This is a genomic window from Pseudarthrobacter lactosi, from assembly GCF_055412785.1.
Map to the genome: position 1 here is coordinate 203,169 of NZ_JBVAYS010000001.1, position 16,644 is coordinate 219,812.

Genomic DNA, 16,644 nt, shown 5'->3' on the forward strand with positions numbered 1-16,644 from the left:
CGGTTGATACGACTTCATGCGTACGAAGACGATGTGCGACATGACGTGCGGCAAACGTTGTTCTTCCGATCCGCTACCGAGCTGGAGACCACTTCGCCGTGGAACTGGCAGTCCATCGCCTTTTTTGCGCTGATGCACTCGTGCGGGCTTCGTACCTGCGAAACCCCGCAGACTGCAACCCCGGGACGTTGACCTCGATAAAGGGGAAATCGATGTGCTGTGGTCCAAGGGCAACAGGAGCCGGCGCCTGCCAATCACCGGCCAGGTCATCGATGTCCTCGCCGACTGTGACCGGATATCCCGCAAGAGGTTCGGGCAACGCCGTCCTGGGTTCTTCGTCTCCTCGACCGCAGCCCCGGTATCACCGGCATCGATCGGGGTCACGTTTAACCGGATCTGGGACCAAGCCGGGTTGCCACGGGCAGTTGGTGGCAGACAGCCTCACCCCTACTCCTTCCGCCACCATTTCGCCTACGCCAACATCGAACGATGGATGGCCGAAGGCACCGACGTCAATGCGATGCTGCCCTACCTCGCCCGGTTTATGGGGCATGCATCGCTGGACAGCACCTTCTACTACATCCACACATCGCCGGACTTCATGGAAGGCTACGCAGCACTCACCCTCGACGGCCAAGGTGTGTTTCCCGAGGTGGGATTCGAATGAAACGCAGAACCCACGAACCGGCACCTGATTCTGGGGTTACGCACGGAACTACCTGCACGACTTCCTGCCCAATGTCAGGGAAATGGCGCCGCGCAGCATTGAGGCATACCGGATCAGTCTGGAAAGCTACGTCCATTACCTGGTCACTCAGAAGCAGATCCGCCGCCAGAACATCGGCTTTGACCACTTCGACCGGCAATTCCTCAAGGACTGGCTGGTCTGGATGCGGCAAGCCAAGAACTACAGGCCCGCCACCATCGGCCTGCGCCTGAGCTCTGTCAAGGCCTTCCTGAATTTCGCGTCCGCGGAAGACCTCACCCTGGTCGCGGTTTACCAAGCTGCCAAGAACATCAAGGCACCGCCCACGCCGCGCAAACCCATCGAATACCTCCAGGAAAACGAGACGGCAGCGATTCTCGCCGCCTACGACGGCAAGGACGTGAAATCACGCCGGAACCGCATGCTGCTCATCCTGCTCTACGACAGCGGCGCACGGGTCAGTGAGATCACGGCGCTAACCATTGACGACCTGGCACTGGCAAGACCAGCCCACCTGACCCTCACCGGGAAACGGGACAAGAGCCGCGTCGTCCCCCTCGGAGAAAAAGCCGTGGAACACCTGAAGGTCCATCTCTACGAGTTCCACCCGCAACGCGCAGACCGGCCGGCGACGCGGCCCCTGTTCCATAGCTTTCACCGCGGCCAACCAACTGCCCTTTCCAGCGACACCGTCTCCGCGCTGCTCAAGAAAGCCGGGGACATCGCCCGCGAACGGTGCCCTTCGATCCCGGGCAACCTCCACTGCCACATGCTGCGGAAGACCAAGGCCATGGTCCTCTACAAGCAAGGCATGCCGTTGCCGATCATCATGCAGTTGCTCGGACACGAAAGCATGAGCACCACCTCGGCGTTCTACGCCTTCGCCACCCTCGACATGATGCGGGCAGCAATGAATGCCGCCACACCGGCCATCAGCGACATGAGCATTGAGGCGCTCAGTGAAAATGAACTTCAACTGCTCTACACACTGAAATAGCACGAAACGTTAACCCTTTCTTCGCTACTGGCCACTGTTAGTGGTTTCTTTCGCTGAATAAGCGTGATGCTGCCGATGGGGATGGGTGGGTCGGCCAAGGTGGCGGCGGGGAATCTGGCAGTTCGTCCAACATCCCCTTGACGTCCTCGGTCTCAAAATTAGACGTGCCGCTGCAGGGTTTCGCTGGGGAGTTCCCCGTACATTTGCCGGTACCTACCAGCGAACCGGCTCTGGTGGTAGAACCCCCACCTGTTGGCGAGGTCGGTGATTTTCAGGTCGGGGTTCCTGTTCGTCACGAGTTCTGCCCGCACACGCTCCATCCGCACGCGGCGCAGATACTCCATGGGCGCTGTCCCAAGCGTCTGGTGGAATGATGCATGGAGCGTGCGGATGCTCATGAGGCCGACCCTCGCCAGTTCAGAAGGGGTGATCGGTTCGTCGGCGTTTGCCTCGATGAAGTCGATCACGGGCTTGAGCCGGCCCAGGTTCACAGCGGGAGGTGGCGTGAGAAGGGTCTCGCTGTAGTTGTTTGGCACGGCCATGAGAACGTTGCTCATCAGGAAAGACTCCAGTTGCTCCAGAACGAGCGGGTTCTCCGCAATGCCACCCGGACGGTTCAATTCCGTAGCCATGAACTGGGCTGAAGCGAGCAGGCTACCGCCTCTGCCTGTGGAAATGTCGAAGCCAAAGTCAAAGGAGATTGGGTTATCCACTGGGTGACCAATCAGGTCGGAGGCGAAGTTTTCCAACATCGGCCTCGAAAATCGCAGGATGATCTGCTCGGCCTCCTGAGACCAGACGATATCGGTCCCCAGGTGGGGGAGTAGCAGCAACCCTGTACGGCCGGGGGAGGTTTCGGCGCGTTTTCCATCTGCCCTGAATCCTTCGGTGGCTCCTGCGAGTGTGAGGTTCAGGTGATAGAAGTCCTGGGGCGCGGGCATCGTGAGCCGGGTTTCTGACTGATAAGTCAGATAACCAATCGTCATGTCATGTCCGCCCCATGCATTCAGCGTCACGTCCAGTCGCTTGTCGTCCCGTGTTTTCATCACATTCGGCAAGTAGATGCCGGTGACGGCTTCGCGGGCGGCATCCAGGTCCTTGGTGTGCAGGACAGGATGTGCATCGAGTAACTTGAGGATTTGTTTCATCAAGGGCTCCGTTGACCTTTGACTGGATGGGGTTGCTGAATGCGCCGTGGACGGTTCGTGTTCCCGCGCCTGTACTGGCGTGCTGTTGAGATTCATGGCGGAGCCCGGCCTGCTTCAGGAGGGGCATGTTGCCGTTGGAGTAACTGAGCTCCTCGTTGTCGTTGATCACCCCATTGCGAAGCCGTTCGTTACCGTATTTTGTGATGTTGCCAGCGCCGTGGTCCTGACCCGTGTGCGCACGGACAATAGCCGCCAGTCGGCGATGAAATGCATCGCAAGCTTCTCGATCTGCGTCTGAAAGGACTGACTCTGCACCATCACGTCGACCATCCGATTCTACTCGTCGGTGCCATGCCCCGATTCCTGAGGGTAGCTCGTCATGGACTCCCAGGTGTCTGGCGATGCATAGTTCACGTTCACTTCCTGGAGAAGTCCATCGCGGCGGACCGCTTGGTCGCTACGGGGGCATAATTTTCACGAGCTCGGGGCAACGGGAAGTCCCCGTCCAAGATACGGACGGGGACTTCCTCTGGGCCGGCCATGGTCGGCCCGCCGAACTAACAGAGCCGTCGGCTAGAACTGCTCCTTAGTGCGGCTCCACGCTGTGGGGATGAAGTCCAGCCGGTTCATCGTGTGGGCTCAGTGGCGCAGTCCTGCTTCTTTGAGCAAGGGCATTACCTTTTCATTGAAGTGCTCCAGTTCCTTTTCGTAGTCAAGGAATCCCAGGATGGTGCCGTCCATGCCGGCCTCGGAGAGCTCACGGAACTGCTCGACCACTTGCTCCGGCGTACCGATAATGTTGATCCCTCCCCAGCCGGCAATGAACCGTTCCTGGTACTTTTCGATTTGCGCGGCGAATGACTCGCTTTCCATGCCTAGGGCGCTCATCACGTTCCGTGCGCCGGCCCAGTCGCCTTCTTCGATGATCTGTCGGTGCGCGGCCTGGGCCTCTTCTTCGGTGTCCCTGCACACCACGAGCGCGTAAGTCATGACTTGGATCTTCCGGCCATATCCGTCACGCGCCCTGGTCTTGATTTTTGTTGAGTGTTCGCGCATGCTTTCCAGGCTATCCAGTGCCGTGAGATTTACATCCACGTACTTGGCGGAGAATTCCAGTCCGGCTGGTGAGCTTCCCGCGTTGATTAATGCGGGCCGGGGGCCAGTCAACGGTTTGGGGTAGGCTTCGACTCCCTTGGCATCGAAGAATTCGCCTTTGAAGTCGAACTCGCCCGGCTTGGTCCACAGTTCTTCGACGAAGTCCAGCCACTCGGCGCCGAATTTGTAGCGGTCATCGTGGGCCTTCTGCTTATTGCCGAACATTTCCATTTCCGGCGGGAACCAACCCATAACAACGTTGATACCGTACCGTCCACCTGAGATGTGGTCGATGGTCGTCGCCGCTTTCGCCGCGACGATTGGGTGGACCGTGGGTACGTGAGTGGTGGTGAAAACCTGAATCCTCTTCGTCGCCTGGGCAAGTCCTGCAGCCCACGTAAAGGTTTCGAAGCAAACACCGTTGAAGTTGGTGTCGCCGCCGAAGCCTCGCCAGCGGGCCACCGGGACGATTGCTTCAAAGCCGATGCGATCGGCAAGTTGTGCAATCTTGACCTGCTGATCCCAGGTGACTCTGAAGGTCGTGGGAGCGTTACTCATCACCATGCCGCCGCTGCAGTTGAATGCGAACAGGCCCAGCTTCATCTTCTGGTCATTCATTATGGGGGTTGATTCGATATCGACGTTTCCGACGCCGAAAGTGTCGAATTCGTGGGCAGGCATTGTCATTGTTTTGTTTCCTTCTATCCGAGCATATTTGGATCCGGGGTCGCGCCGGTAAGTTCGACATACCCGACTCTGCGGAGCCATTGAGTAGTTCCATCCCGTTCTCGCGTCCGGCTCCAGGGAATCGGTCATGTGAACGGTTCTTGCAGTGCAACGATGGGGTTGAGGGTGTCTCACTGTGCCGGCATCGGCATCTGCCTCTACTCTGAGATCTTGATGGACGACCCTTGTCCAGAGAGCCGCCGGGTAGGGACGGCATCTGATTGAGTAGTTGGTTCGATTGCCTGAGCCTTCTCCCTGAGGAGCAGATCGAGTGTTGCGCGCTTTCGCAATCTCTTCTTACGGACCTTCACCGTTCGGAGGGGCTCATACCTATACGATATTGATTGAGAGCCAGGTCACACCATCCATTCAGTGCCGTCCAACAGCCGCTTTGTGCAGTCTTTGTTGTAGGGGGACGGGCGCGGTTTCGGCTGGTATGAGGCCGCCGGCGTCAGCAGTCTTGCCGGGCCAGTCCGCGGTGAATGCGCACCACAACGGCGGAGGCTGATGAATCCGGATGATCCTCCTGCCCGGCGCTCAGGTAGCTTTCCAGCGCTTGGAAAAGGGTGCGCGCTCGATCGGCCTCAAGGTGGTATGTCCTGGCAATCAGCTCCTCCGGAGGGGTCGTCACGACCCCGGCGCCTTTGAGCTTGTTCAGACATTGTGCGGCAAGGCCGTAGCTGAGGCCGGTGCTGGTGGCGACGTCGTGGCGGCTCGATGGCCCATTCGTCCGCAGATAGCGGATGATTTGCATGTGCGCAGGTGTGCCATACACCGCAGCGGCGACCGTTAGTTCTTCTGACCAGTAGGGGTCTAGGCCCCCGAGCTTTTTTGCTGCGAAGCCCACTGTCGCGATCCTTTTCGTCCGTGTTTTGATGAAATGCCCAGGGTGCAGGTGTCGGATCCGTGCCATTCGGCGCTACCTCACGGTTGGCAGGAAGGCCGGTCTTCGTGCTTCAAAGGCCGAGATGTCTGCGCTGGCGCGTTCTGTCAGGTCGATGTCGTCGAGCCCTTCGAGGAGGCGCCACTTTACGTAGTTGTCGATGTCGAACGTGTACGTCCGCTCGGCGCAGATGATGCTTTGATCGGCCAGGTTGACTGTCAATCGGAGACCGGGGGTGCTGTCAATTGCTTCCCAGATGTCCTCTACGTCTGCCTGATCGAGCTTTGCGGCCACGAGCCCGGCTTTTCCGCAGTTTCCCCGGAAGATATCCGCGAACTTTGGTGAGATGACGACTTTGAATCCGTGGTCCATGAGGGCCCACACGGCGTGTTCCCTTGATGATCCTGTTCCGAAGTCGGCTCCGGCGACCAGGATTGAAGCACCGGCGAAGCGGGGATTATCGAGCGGGAATTGTTTGTCAGCTCGAAGATCGGCGAAGAGGGCGTCTGCGAAGCCGATCCGGCTGATCCTTTTCAGAAATTTAGAGGGGATGATCTGATCGGTATCAACGTTTGTCTGCTGCAAGGGCATGGCTGCCCCGGTGTGTTTGTCGAATTTTTGCACGCTATTTTCCTGTTCCGGTTCTCTGGAGGTCCGACGGTGTTGAGATGGTGCCCCGAATGGCGGTCGCGGCGGCTACGGGCGGTGAAACTAGGTGAGTCATGCTGCCCCGCCCCTGTCGGCCTTCGAAGTTTCGGTTGGAGGTCGAGACGCAGCGTTTGCCGGCGGGGACCTGATCCGGGTTCATTCCCAGGCACATAGAGCAACCGGCGAAACGCCACTCAGCCCCCGCGTCCAGAAAAATTTGGTCGAGGCCTTCTTTTTCCGCCTGGGCTTTGACCCTCATGGAACCAGGCACCACAAGCATTTGGAGGCCTTCTTTGATGCGGTGGCCTGCCAGAACTGTTGCTGCTGCGCGCAGGTCTTCGATGCGGCCGTTGGTGCAGGAGCCGAGGAAGACCATGTCGACAGCAATATCCCTCATGGCTGTTCCGGGTGCCAGCCCCATGTAGGCGAGGGATTTCTTCGCCGCGGACTTCTCGCGATCTTCGGAGTAGTCATCAGGGTGAGGCACGTTGCCGGAAATGGGGACAGCCTGGGCGGGGTTAGTTCCCCACGTGACGAACGGTGTGATCGACCCAGCGTTGAGAGTGATTTCGGCGTCGAAGACTGCGTCCTCGTCGCTTGCCAACGAAAGCCAGTATTCCGAGGCGGCGTCCCATGCATCCTCGGTCGGGGCGTATGGCTTGCCCCTGAGGTATTCGAGGGTCTTAGCGTCCGGGGCGATGAGGCCGGCTCGGGCCCCAGCCTCGACGGACATGTTGCAGACGGTCATACGCGCTTCCATGGACATGTCCTTGATGGCGGCGCCGCGGTATTCGAGTACGTAACCTTGCCCTCCACCGGTCCCGATCTGTGCGATCAGGGCGAGGATGACGTCCTTGGATGTAACGCCGGGAGCAAGGTGGCCCTCGATGTTGACGGCCATGGTTTTGAAAGGCGCCAGCGGCAGCGTTTGCGTCGCGAGCACGTGTTCGGCCTCGCTGGTTCCGATACCGAAGGCGAGGGCACCAAATGCCCCGTGCGTAGAGGTGTGAGAGTCGCCGCACACAATGGTCATACCTGGCTGGGTGAGGCCCAACTGCGGCCCAACGACATGAACGATGCCTTGATCGGGGCTGCCCATGTTGAACAGGTTGATGCCGTACTTGGAGCAATTTGCTCTAAGGGTCTGAACTTGGAGCCGGGAGGTCAGGTCCCCTATCGGCTTATCAATTCCCATAGTCGGCACATTATGGTCCTCCATCGCAATGGTCAGGTCCGGCCTGCGCACTTTCCGTCCGGCCAAATCCAGGCCTTGGAAGGCCTGCGGGCTTGTGACCTCGTTAACGAGATGAAGATCGATGTACAGGAGGTCCGGTGTGCCGTCCTCGTGGCGCACGATGTGGGAGTTCCACACTTTTTCGGCAAGGGTGTAGCCCATAGAGACTCTCAATTCAGTCGGTGCAGCGTGGTCCGCGGCAGTGATAGTTAGGCGTGGCGTTGGAGGGTTTCGCTGGGGAGTTCGCCGTACATTTGCCGGTATCGGGCGGCGAACCGGCTGGGGTGGTAGAACCCCCACCTGTTGGCCAGGTCGGTGATCTTCAGGTCGGGGTCTCGGTTGGAGACCAGTTCTGCCCGCACCCGTTCCATCCGGACCCGCCGCAGGTACTCCATGGGGGCGGTGCCAAGGGTCTGTTGAAATGACGCGTGCAGGGTACGGATACTCATCAGCCCGACCCTGGCCAGTTCGGAAGGTGTGATCGGTTCGTCGGCGTTGGCATCGATGAACTCGATCACGGGCTTGAGTCGGCCCAGGTTCACGGTGGGCGGCGGCTTCAGCAGCCCCTCGCTGTAGTTATTGGGCACAGCCATGAGGACGTTGCTCATCAGGAACGATTCGAGCTGTTCCAGAACGAGCGGGTTCTCTGTGATGCCCCCGGGACGGTTCAGTTCCGTTGCCATGAACTGGGCCGATGCGAGCAGGCTTCCTCCTCGGCCGGTGGAGATGTCGAAGCCGAATTCAAAGTCAATGGGTTTATCCACGGGCTGACCAATCATGTCGGCGGCGAAATTTTCCAACATCGGCCGGGAGAAGCGCAGGATAATCTGTTCAGCTTCCTGGGACCAGACGATGTCAGTGCCCAGATGGGGGAGCAGGAGCAGCCCCGTCCGGCCAGGGGAGGTTTCGGCTCGTTTCCCATCAGCCCTGAATCCTTCGGTGGACCCCGCCAGGGTGAGGTTCAGATGGTAGAAGTCCTCCGGGGCGGGCATCGTAAGCCGGGTCTCTGACTGGTAAGTGAGATAGCCGACGGTCATGTCATGCCCGCCCCAGGCATTGAGCGTCACATCCAGTCGATGGTCGTCCCGGGTTTTCATCACGTTCGGCAGGTAGATACCGGTGACTGCTTCACGCGCAGCATCCATATCCTTGGTGTGCAGGACAGGGAACGCATCGAGTAGCTTGAGGATCTGGTTCATCAAGGACTCCATTGACCTTTGACTGGAATTTGTTGTGAGTATGGGTTGGCCGAGGGAGTCAGCCTAATTTGAACGGGTCACGGGTGCCGCCTGTCAGTTCGACCCAGATGGACTTATTTTCGGTGTAGTCGTTGATGGCATCGATGCCGTTTTCGCGGCCGATGCCGGATGCCCCGAAGCCACCGAACGGAACCTGCGGAGCCACAACGCGGTAGGCGTTGATCCAAATGGTGCCGGCCTTGATGGCCCCGGCGACCCTGTGTGCCCTATGAACGTCTTTGGTCCAGACCGCGCCTGCGAGGCCGTACTCCGAGTCGTTGGCGAGTTCGATCGCTTCAGCCTCGTCCTTGAAGGTGTAGACGGAGAGCACCGGTCCGAAAATTTCCTCCCGGACCACGGTTGAATCCCTGTTGACCCCTGTAATGACGGTCGGGCGGATAAAGAAGCCGCCAAGGTCCTCAGGTGTGAAGCCTCCGCAGGCGATGACCCCGCCTTCGTCCCGGGCCTTCTGGATGTAGTCCAGAACCTTCCCATACTGCGGGCCGTTCGCAACCGGACCCATCTGCGTGCCAGCGGCTTTGGGGTCACCCAGCTTGATTTCGTTAGCCTGCGCCACCACCAGATCGACGAGTTTGTCGTGGATGGACTCGTGAACGATCAGTCGGGATCCGGCCATGCAGCTCTGGCCCGTGGCCGCGAACACCCCGGCAACAAGGCCGTTGGCTGCAGATTCCAAATCAGCATCCTCGAACACTACTTGGGGGCTCTTACCACCCAGCTCAAGTGTCACCTTATTAAGGTTCTTTCCGGCTGCCTGTGCCACGAGGGCGCCGGTTGCTGTTGAACCGGTGAATGCAATCTTGTCCACACCGGGATGTGCTGCCAGGGCCTGGCCCAGTTCGCGGCTTTCGCCGGTGACGACGTTGAAGACTCCTGGGGGAAATCCGGCCCGGTCTACGAGTTCGGCCAGAAAGGCTGTGGAAGCGGGGGAGTGTTCGCTGGGTTTGACCACGAAAGTGCAGCCCGCCGCAAGCGCGGGGGCCAGTTTGAATGTCAGCAGCAGCAAGGGAGAATTCCAGGGTGTGATGGCACCGATCACGCCCAAAGGCTCTCGCCGTGTGTACACCAGGAAGTTGGGCTTGTCTGTGGGGATCTGGCGTCCCTCGATCTTGTCGGCGAGGCCGGCGTAGTAGTAGTACCACTGGGGCAGATCCCGGGTTTGTCCGATCATCTCGTGGTAGAGCTTGCCCGAATCATTGACCTCGAGAGTGGCGAGCCGCTCTGCGTTCTCCTCGATGACGTCTCCGAGCCTACGGAGCAATGCGCTTCGGGCTGTGCCAGTCATTTCGCCCCAAGGTCCGGTGAGGGCCGCGCGTGCACTGGCGACTGCTGCGTCGACGTCTGCCACTGTGCCTTCCGCCAGTTCTGCCCACTCCTCCCCGGTGTAAGGGCTGGCAGTGGTGAATGATTTTCCCGACGATCCGGGGATGAATTTTCCACCGATGTAGAGGGAGAACTTCTCCCTTATCAACGTCGTTGTCGACATTTCTTTGCCTTCCTTTCAGCTGAACACCACCGTTCTGTGATGAAGCTCTGAGATGACCGTACGCACTGAGAGTTGGGTCACACTAGCCGTTCTGCGCAAGCGGGCAGCCGGTTTTCGCAGAGTATTTTCGGTCGTCGAAACTCTGCGGAAATTGGCTACTGCGGCGCATTTGTCGGCTGTCCGATGACCCCGTTCTCCTCATAGCGTTGTGATCCATCACGCAATCAGTGATGGACATCACCCCTCGGGGTACAGGAGGAAGAACAGATGGAAACACTGCCGATCCGGCGCGAAGAAGCGCCGAGACCGCAGGGCGGACCGCTCGAAGGAATGCGGATTTTGGAACTCGGATCCCTGGTCGCCGGCCCATTCGCGGGAAGGCTTTTGGCTGACATGGGTGCTGAAGTCATCAAAATTGAGACGTCAGACCGGCCCGATCCGCTGCGGACCTGGGGCCAGGGAGAAATCGACGGCCACCGGTTGTTCTGGACGGTTCACGCACGGAACAAAAAGTGCGTCACGCTGAACCTGCGCACACCGCGTGGAATCGGCCTCTTCAAAGACCTGGTTGCGCAAAGCGATGCTGTCATCGAGAACTTCCGCCCCGGCACACTGGAGAAATGGGGGATTGGCCCGGACGTCCTGCTTCAAGAGAACCCGCGGCTGGTGATTGCCAGAGTGTCCGGGTACGGCCAGGATGGTCCCGACGCGCTCAAACCCGGTTACGCCTCCGTCGCCGAGGGCATCAGCGGCTTCAGGTCCATCAACGGGTATCCAGGGCAGCTGCCGCCGCGGATCGCCCTGTCCCTGGGCGACTCCTTCGCGGGCATGTTCGCAGCCCAAGGGATTCTCGCAGGATTGATCCGTTCCCGCGCCACCGGCGAAGGAGACGTCATCGATGTCGCCCTGACCGAGTCATGCCTTGCCCTCATGGAATCGACCATCCCCGACTTCGACGGCGCGGGAGTCGTGCGTAAACCCTCCGGTACCCGTCTCGACGGGATCGCACCATCCAACGTTTACACGAGCGGTGATGGTCTTCCCGTCATCATCGCCGCAAACCAGGACACCGTTTTCGCCCGCCTCTGCGGCGTCATGGGACGCCCGGAACTGGCCCTGGAGGAGAAATACGCTGACCATGTGTCCCGCGGGCGCCATCAGGACGAGCTCGACGACAGCGTCGCACAGTGGGCTTCCAGCCAGTCCGCGTCTGACCTCGTGCGCCTGCTCGACGAAGCCGGCGTGGTCTGCGGTCCGGTCAACACCGTGGCCGAAGTCATGAAGGACCCGCAGCTCATCCATAGGGACATGTTCGTCGATCACGACGACCTCCGCATCGGCCGCAAAATCAAGGGTCCGGGTGTCGTCCCTAAATTCTCCAGTGCAAAAGGCTCCGTCCGGTGGGCGGGCCGGCCGGAGCCAGGCTTCGACAACGACGACGTCTACCGCGGCCTCCTTGGCCTCGAGGATGAAGAACTCAAAGAACTCACAGACAGCGAGGTGATCTGACAATGAACGAACAAAGAAGCGCGCCCCTGACCCTGGAATCCATTGCTTCCGCCGCGGGCTACAGCCTGCCCTGTGCCGTCGATATCCGTGAAGTCGGCCCCCGGGACGGGCTCCAACTCGAGCGCGAACTGACGCTGGACCGGAAGCTCCGGATGATCGATGGTCTAGTGGCAGCGGGCGTACGGCGAGTCGAGGTAACCAGCTTCGTCTCACCGACTGCGGTCCCGGCCCTGGCTGACGCCGCCGAACTCGTCAAAGAACTGCACCGCTGGCCCGACGTCGACTTCTGCGTCCTCGTCGCAGGAATCGGCGGCGCAAAGCGGGCTCTCGCTGCCGGAATCACGCACCTTCAGTACGTGGTCTCAGCATCCGAAAGCCACGCCAAGGCCAACGCCGGCAAGACCATCGCGCAGTCCGTCGAAGCGGGTGAGCAGATCATCAAAATGGTCCACGAAGCCGGTGGTATCTGTGAAGTCATCGTCGCCATCTCCTTCGACTGCCCGTTTGAAGGCCAGACTCCGGTAGGAAGGGTAGCGGACATCGTCCGGGCCGTTGTTCATGCCGGCGCCGACCGGATCTGCCTTGGTGACACCATCGGCACTGCCACACCCGACCGGGTCATCGCGCTCGTTCAGGCCGTCCGGACCCAGGCGCCCGGCCATTCGATCGGCCTACACCTGCACAACACCCGGGACACTGCACTGGCGAACGTCCTGGCCGGCCTCATTATCGGTGTCACAGATTTCGACGCAGCCATCGGAGGGCTGGGCGGGTGCCCCTTCGCCCCCGGCGCCAGCGGCAACCTGGCCACAGAAGACCTCACCAATTTCCTGGAAGACATGGGAATCGATACCGGCCTGAATATCGCCGGGCTGAAGCGAATCAGCGCCGAAGTTGCCACCTTCGTCGGGCACGAACTGTCCGCGGCGTTGACCAGATGCGAACCACGAATCGGCTTTACCTACGCAGCAGATCACCACCTCGTTCAAACCCACCAGTGAAGGAAGAACATCATGGACAATCACCTGGAAGTCACACCGGACCGGATGCGCGAAATCCTCGGGCATTTCTGCACCGGACTGACCATCATCACCTCAAACACAGAGCAGGGGCCGGTCGGATTCACGTGCCAGTCATTCTCCTCATTGTCGCTGGAACCGCCGCTGATCGCGTTCAACCCCGCGCGATCGTCCTCCACCTGGCCCGTCATCAGGGCCACCGGACGGTTTTGTATCAACATTCTCCCCGAAGAGCACCGTGAACTATCCGGCAAATTCGCCCGATCCGGGACGGACAAGTTCGCAGGAGTCAGCCACACCATGTCCCCGCTGGGCAGCCCCATCCTGGACAGCGCCCTGGCATGGATCGACTGCGAACTCCACGAAGAGTACGACGGCGGTGACCACACCATCGTCATCGGCAGCGTCAAAGCCATGAACGCCCGCGGCGAGGCAGAGCCTCTGCTGTTCTTCAAGGGAAGCTACGTCGGGATAGGCGTCCTGGTTTGAGAATCATCGGTGTGGACGCGAGCCCACACGGCCCCGGCAAGACACACCGGATGATCGCCGAAATACTGGCCGGCGCGGCTGAAGGCGGGGCACAAACCGAACTGGTCCGTCATAACGACGAGTTGATCCTCGGACTCATGGCTGCCGCAGACGGTGTGGTCTTCGGCAGCCCAACCTATCGGGCGAGTCCCACGGCGGCAATGCGGTTGCTTCTGGAACGCATCGAGCGCAGTACCGCCACGGACAAAGGCCCGCTTCACGGCACGCCTGCCATGGTCGCAATGACCGGCGCATCCACCGCGCACTTCCTCGGCACGCGGGAACTCAGCAACACACTCAGCGGATTCTTCGGGACGCAGATTCTGTCCCCCGACGTGTATCTCGATTCCACTGCGTTCAACCCTGACGGCACCATCGAGACAGACACGGCGCGGCGCCTCAGACTTCACGGAACGGCCCTCACGGAACTCACCGCTGCCCTGCAGACATGCCCCAGCTTCCAAGAAATCCGGCCCTGGATCTAGGACCACCGGATCAGCGGCCGCCGATCCGGCGGCGGCTACCCAGCACGCCAACGGACCGACAACGGTCCTAGGCCGCCGGCGCAAAGACGCTCCGCCCATTAGAAATACCCCATATTACGCTTCCCACAGCAAGGATCACACAATGAAACCACTCGTCACCATTGGAATCACGGTCGGCATACTAGCCGGACTCTGGACGCAGCTCAGCACACCATTTGGTCTTATCACGTGGGTTGGCTTCGTGGGCTGGGCCTGCTAATTCGCGGCCGGCGGAAAGCGGGAAGGACTGATCAAAGCCGTGCCTGCCAGTCTGTCCGGAGCGCTGTGGGGCAGCGCAATTGTGTGGACGGCAGGCGCGATCGCCCTGCCTGCCATCCTGCCCATCGCTGTCGGCCTGGCCGCATTCGCAATGTGCGTCCAGGCCAGGTGGCGCGTGCTCGCCTTCATCCCCGGCACATTCGCCGGGTGCGCAGCATTCTTCGGAACTCCTTCGACCTGGCCACCACGTGCATGGCCCTAATCGCGGGTGCCGGCCTGGGATGGCTCTCCGAATACACGGCCAACAGCATTTCCGCCAAGGGCGCGAAAAGCGAGGAACCCGCCGAAGCGCAGCCCGTCCTGAGATGACGAGGAATATACCGGTGAGCCGAGCGGCAATTTATCGTTCCGTCGACGGCACAGATTCAGCGTTGCTGTGGGCCGTCCCGGAGAGAACCTTGCGAAAGAGCAGTGAGCGCAATGACGGAGGACATTTTGTGGTTTCCAGAGGTGGGGCTGAAAGAACTTGGCACGTGGGGCGCAAGAGTGGCGCTGGGGGAGAGGGTACAAAATCTCGCGTCGTCCGGCGTGCGGGTGCAAGACTGGTTCACCACAACTGCTGATGCTTACCGTCGGTTCGTGGCCTCACGAACCGGAAGTAGACGATCGTGGACCATTGGGTGGATGTCCACGTCGAGAACGTAACCGATCTGGCCATCAGCCGGAGCCCAAAGCCCGCGGCAAATACGTCGGCATCCGCGGACAAGGATCCGGCGACCACGAGGACTTCACTGAATGGCTCGTTAGCCAAGCCATCGACGCTTTCTCCTTCAGTCCAGACCCGTCGTCGACATCTGTCACCGCCTCGGCGTTCCGGAGGCCTTCCCGCGGGACGACATACCGGGTTCAATTTGTCAGAAACAACAGGCGAAAGGGGGCGACGTGAAGATCTCTGATCTCCTGACGACGCCGGTACCTAATTGGCAGTTCTGGACTCCCGCCGGGCTGGCAGAGGGCTACGCCTTGGGGCAGCTCGTGACCGACTGGAGCGACGTCCCAATCGGGCTGCCCGTTGTGCTGTTTGGACGAGGTCTCCTCACGATCGGGGGATCGATCGATTCCAAAATGGAAGATGGCTCCGCGATCTGGATCAGAGATGAATCGTGGTCCAGGCGCCTCATCCATCGCACTGACGGCTACGCTGTCCGCGTAGTCAACCACTGGCCGTCCGTGCCGACCCGTTGATACCTTCGGGAGCGGCGCGCCGTCTAACCGCCGATGACGTGGGCGGGTTCGCACACCCGGCGAGACGCCTGACACCGGCCCGAAGGCTCCTAGCGATTACCAGCGGTCCGTTCGATGCAATATTGGGCGGGACGAACGCCGTCGAACCGGCCATGAATCTCAATAGAACCTCTCAACAGGGAAGCCCGTCAGCACCGCTCGCAAACCTCTGCGCTTGCCGTGACAGCGGGCTTTCGCCTACCGGACAGGGGCTACCAGCGCCCTGCATCTGACGCGCCAATCAGTGTCACGGCACACTGAACACCTTGTGCGACAAAGTTTGCCCTTTCTGGATACGTTGCTGCGCCGAGCGGCTGTGTGCGAAAAACCCATCGGAATATCGTTGCATTATCAGCATCGAAGTGAGTGGAATCAAACTCACAGGCATCTCGGTTCATCTCAAATCGGCACCCGCGGAACGGAGTTCCGTGGCCCGGCAGAGGATTCAAAATGTTCACCATTCAGTTCCAGGCAAGTTTCGCTATCGGAAACCGCAGAGTTCTTTCAGAGAATTCCGATGGTCAGCCAGGCGGGGTGCTGTCGTGAAAAGGAGAAATCCGGGGGCGGCGCATACAGACACATTAACGGACGGCATTACGTCGCGATCCTTGGCCGGATGTTCATCCGCCAGCCAACGAATGACGGTTGATTTGACCTCGGACTGGGATGATTTCTTGCTTCTGGCCAGTCGGGAGCGCCAACGAACAACTTTCGAGCCTCTTCCGAATTTTGGCGAGTCGGCTCCGCACATTATTTGAAGCCAACCCGCCGCCGTAGCCCTGGAACCGCAACGTAGCGACCGACCTCGGACCACGTATACCGCCCTCGCTCTATATCGGTCGGGACGCCAGGCGTACGCACTACCACCATCAAGCAGTTCGCTTCAGAGAGGAAGCCATCATGAGTATCGCCCATCGCCCTTTTTCAGCCGGGTTTGGAACGGAACGCCACACCACCCGCACACCTAAGGCCGTCCACTGGGGCTGGGGCCACTCTGAAAAGACGGCATCAGGGACCCCCGAAAGGCAGGGGAGTATGACTTCATATCCCTGGGAAGGCCTATACCTGGAAGCTGACGAACCCACCGTATCGGCCAGCGCAGCAGCGCCTCAGCCAAATACCCAACAAGGACTCGGACTATTCCTGGCCAGCCTGATGTACGGCGAATAGGATGATTGCCGGCGACCTTGCAGCCTTCGCGGCGTGAGATCCAATGGTGCCACGCGGCGGGGAGAGCTTCGCGGTTCGGCATGTCAGTTTCTGCCGGTCACGCCATGAGATAACCGACAGGAGGTGACTGCAGCGATGATGATCCTTGAAGCACACAAAGACGTTGAGCCTGCTATCAGTGTGTCGCCGCGACCCGGCATTCTCGGATT

General features: G+C 60.1%; 19 protein-coding genes. 10 read left to right on the forward strand and 9 right to left on the reverse strand.

The window, feature by feature from the left end; genetic code table 11:
• Positions 1-214: 214 nt before the first annotated feature.
• On the forward strand, positions 215-667 hold the full coding sequence (locus tag ACZY0Q_RS00920) for a tyrosine-type recombinase/integrase (RefSeq protein WP_463913560.1): 453 nt from the start codon (positions 215-217) through the stop codon (positions 665-667).
• A gap of 64 nt (positions 668-731) precedes the next feature.
• A complete protein-coding gene (locus ACZY0Q_RS00925; protein WP_463916204.1) occupies positions 732-1,703 on the forward strand; it encodes a tyrosine-type recombinase/integrase in 972 nt (323 codons plus the stop codon).
• Between the two features lie 158 nt (positions 1,704-1,861).
• On the opposite strand, the gene ACZY0Q_RS00930 is transcribed toward ACZY0Q_RS00925, so the two are convergent.
• The 8 genes from ACZY0Q_RS00930 to ACZY0Q_RS00965 form a co-directional block, all read right to left on the reverse strand.
• Entirely contained in the window at positions 1,862-2,851 is a 990-nt protein-coding gene (locus ACZY0Q_RS00930) for an AraC family transcriptional regulator (protein WP_463913563.1), read from the reverse strand.
• Between the two features lie 165 nt (positions 2,852-3,016).
• Positions 3,017-3,181, reverse strand: a complete 165-nt coding sequence (locus ACZY0Q_RS00935) for a hypothetical protein (RefSeq protein ID WP_463913566.1) — start codon at positions 3,179-3,181, stop codon at positions 3,017-3,019.
• 309 nt (positions 3,182-3,490) lie between these two features.
• Positions 3,491-4,633: an LLM class flavin-dependent oxidoreductase gene (locus ACZY0Q_RS00940; RefSeq protein WP_463913569.1), complete on the reverse strand. Its 1,143-nt coding sequence runs from the start codon at positions 4,631-4,633 to the stop codon at positions 3,491-3,493.
• Positions 4,634-5,123: 490 nt separating this feature from the next.
• A complete protein-coding gene (locus tag ACZY0Q_RS00945; RefSeq protein WP_463913572.1) occupies positions 5,124-5,519 on the reverse strand; it encodes a winged helix-turn-helix transcriptional regulator in 396 nt (131 codons plus the stop codon).
• A 72-nt stretch (positions 5,520-5,591) separates the two neighbouring features.
• On the reverse strand, positions 5,592-6,179 hold the full coding sequence (gene leuD, locus ACZY0Q_RS00950; RefSeq protein WP_463913575.1) for a 3-isopropylmalate dehydratase small subunit: 588 nt from the start codon (positions 6,177-6,179) through the stop codon (positions 5,592-5,594).
• 1 nt (position 6,180) lies between these two features.
• Positions 6,181-7,599 carry a 3-isopropylmalate dehydratase large subunit gene (gene leuC, locus ACZY0Q_RS00955; RefSeq protein ID WP_463913578.1) on the reverse strand — a complete coding sequence of 473 codons (1,419 nt, stop codon included), beginning with the start codon at positions 7,597-7,599 and terminating at the stop codon, positions 6,181-6,183.
• Positions 7,600-7,646: 47 nt separating this feature from the next.
• A complete protein-coding gene (locus ACZY0Q_RS00960; RefSeq protein WP_463913582.1) occupies positions 7,647-8,636 on the reverse strand; it encodes an AraC family transcriptional regulator in 990 nt (329 codons plus the stop codon).
• Between the two features lie 58 nt (positions 8,637-8,694).
• Positions 8,695-10,182 carry an aldehyde dehydrogenase gene (locus tag ACZY0Q_RS00965; protein ID WP_463913585.1) on the reverse strand — a complete coding sequence of 496 codons (1,488 nt, stop codon included), beginning with the start codon at positions 10,180-10,182 and terminating at the stop codon, positions 8,695-8,697.
• 267 nt (positions 10,183-10,449) lie between these two features.
• Between ACZY0Q_RS00965 and ACZY0Q_RS00970 the strand changes: the two genes are divergently transcribed.
• The 6 genes from ACZY0Q_RS00970 (at position 10,450) to ACZY0Q_RS00995 (ending at position 14,350) form a co-directional block, all read left to right on the forward strand.
• Entirely contained in the window at positions 10,450-11,691 is a 1,242-nt protein-coding gene (locus ACZY0Q_RS00970; RefSeq protein WP_463913588.1) for a CaiB/BaiF CoA transferase family protein, read from the forward strand.
• A gap of 2 nt (positions 11,692-11,693) precedes the next feature.
• On the forward strand, positions 11,694-12,692 hold the full coding sequence (locus ACZY0Q_RS00975; RefSeq protein WP_463913591.1) for a hydroxymethylglutaryl-CoA lyase: 999 nt from the start codon (positions 11,694-11,696) through the stop codon (positions 12,690-12,692).
• A gap of 12 nt (positions 12,693-12,704) precedes the next feature.
• On the forward strand, positions 12,705-13,199 hold the full coding sequence (locus ACZY0Q_RS00980; protein ID WP_463913593.1) for a flavin reductase family protein: 495 nt from the start codon (positions 12,705-12,707) through the stop codon (positions 13,197-13,199).
• Between the two features lie 11 nt (positions 13,200-13,210).
• Complete coding sequence (locus ACZY0Q_RS00985) at positions 13,211-13,723, forward strand: flavodoxin family protein (protein ID WP_463913596.1); 513 nt, start codon at positions 13,211-13,213, stop codon at positions 13,721-13,723.
• Between the two features lie 298 nt (positions 13,724-14,021).
• Positions 14,022-14,243: a DUF1097 domain-containing protein gene (locus ACZY0Q_RS00990; RefSeq protein ID WP_463913598.1), complete on the forward strand. Its 222-nt coding sequence runs from the start codon at positions 14,022-14,024 to the stop codon at positions 14,241-14,243.
• Positions 14,189-14,350, forward strand: a complete 162-nt coding sequence (locus tag ACZY0Q_RS00995) for a hypothetical protein (protein WP_463916308.1) — start codon at positions 14,189-14,191, stop codon at positions 14,348-14,350. Before ACZY0Q_RS00990 ends, ACZY0Q_RS00995 begins: the two co-directional genes overlap by 55 nt.
• Positions 14,351-14,588: 238 nt before the next feature.
• Here the strand turns inward: ACZY0Q_RS00995 and ACZY0Q_RS01000 are convergent, their stop codons facing one another.
• Entirely contained in the window at positions 14,589-14,792 is a 204-nt protein-coding gene (locus ACZY0Q_RS01000; RefSeq protein ID WP_463913600.1) for a hypothetical protein, read from the reverse strand.
• Between the two features lie 131 nt (positions 14,793-14,923).
• Between ACZY0Q_RS01000 and ACZY0Q_RS01005 the strand changes: the two genes are divergently transcribed.
• Together ACZY0Q_RS01005 and ACZY0Q_RS01010 are read left to right on the forward strand one after the other, a co-directional pair.
• Positions 14,924-15,226, forward strand: a complete 303-nt coding sequence (locus tag ACZY0Q_RS01005; RefSeq protein ID WP_463913603.1) for a hypothetical protein — start codon at positions 14,924-14,926, stop codon at positions 15,224-15,226.
• A 1,074-nt stretch (positions 15,227-16,300) separates the two neighbouring features.
• Complete coding sequence (locus ACZY0Q_RS01010; RefSeq protein ID WP_463913606.1) at positions 16,301-16,435, forward strand: hypothetical protein; 135 nt, start codon at positions 16,301-16,303, stop codon at positions 16,433-16,435.
• Positions 16,436-16,644: the final 209 nt, after the last annotated feature.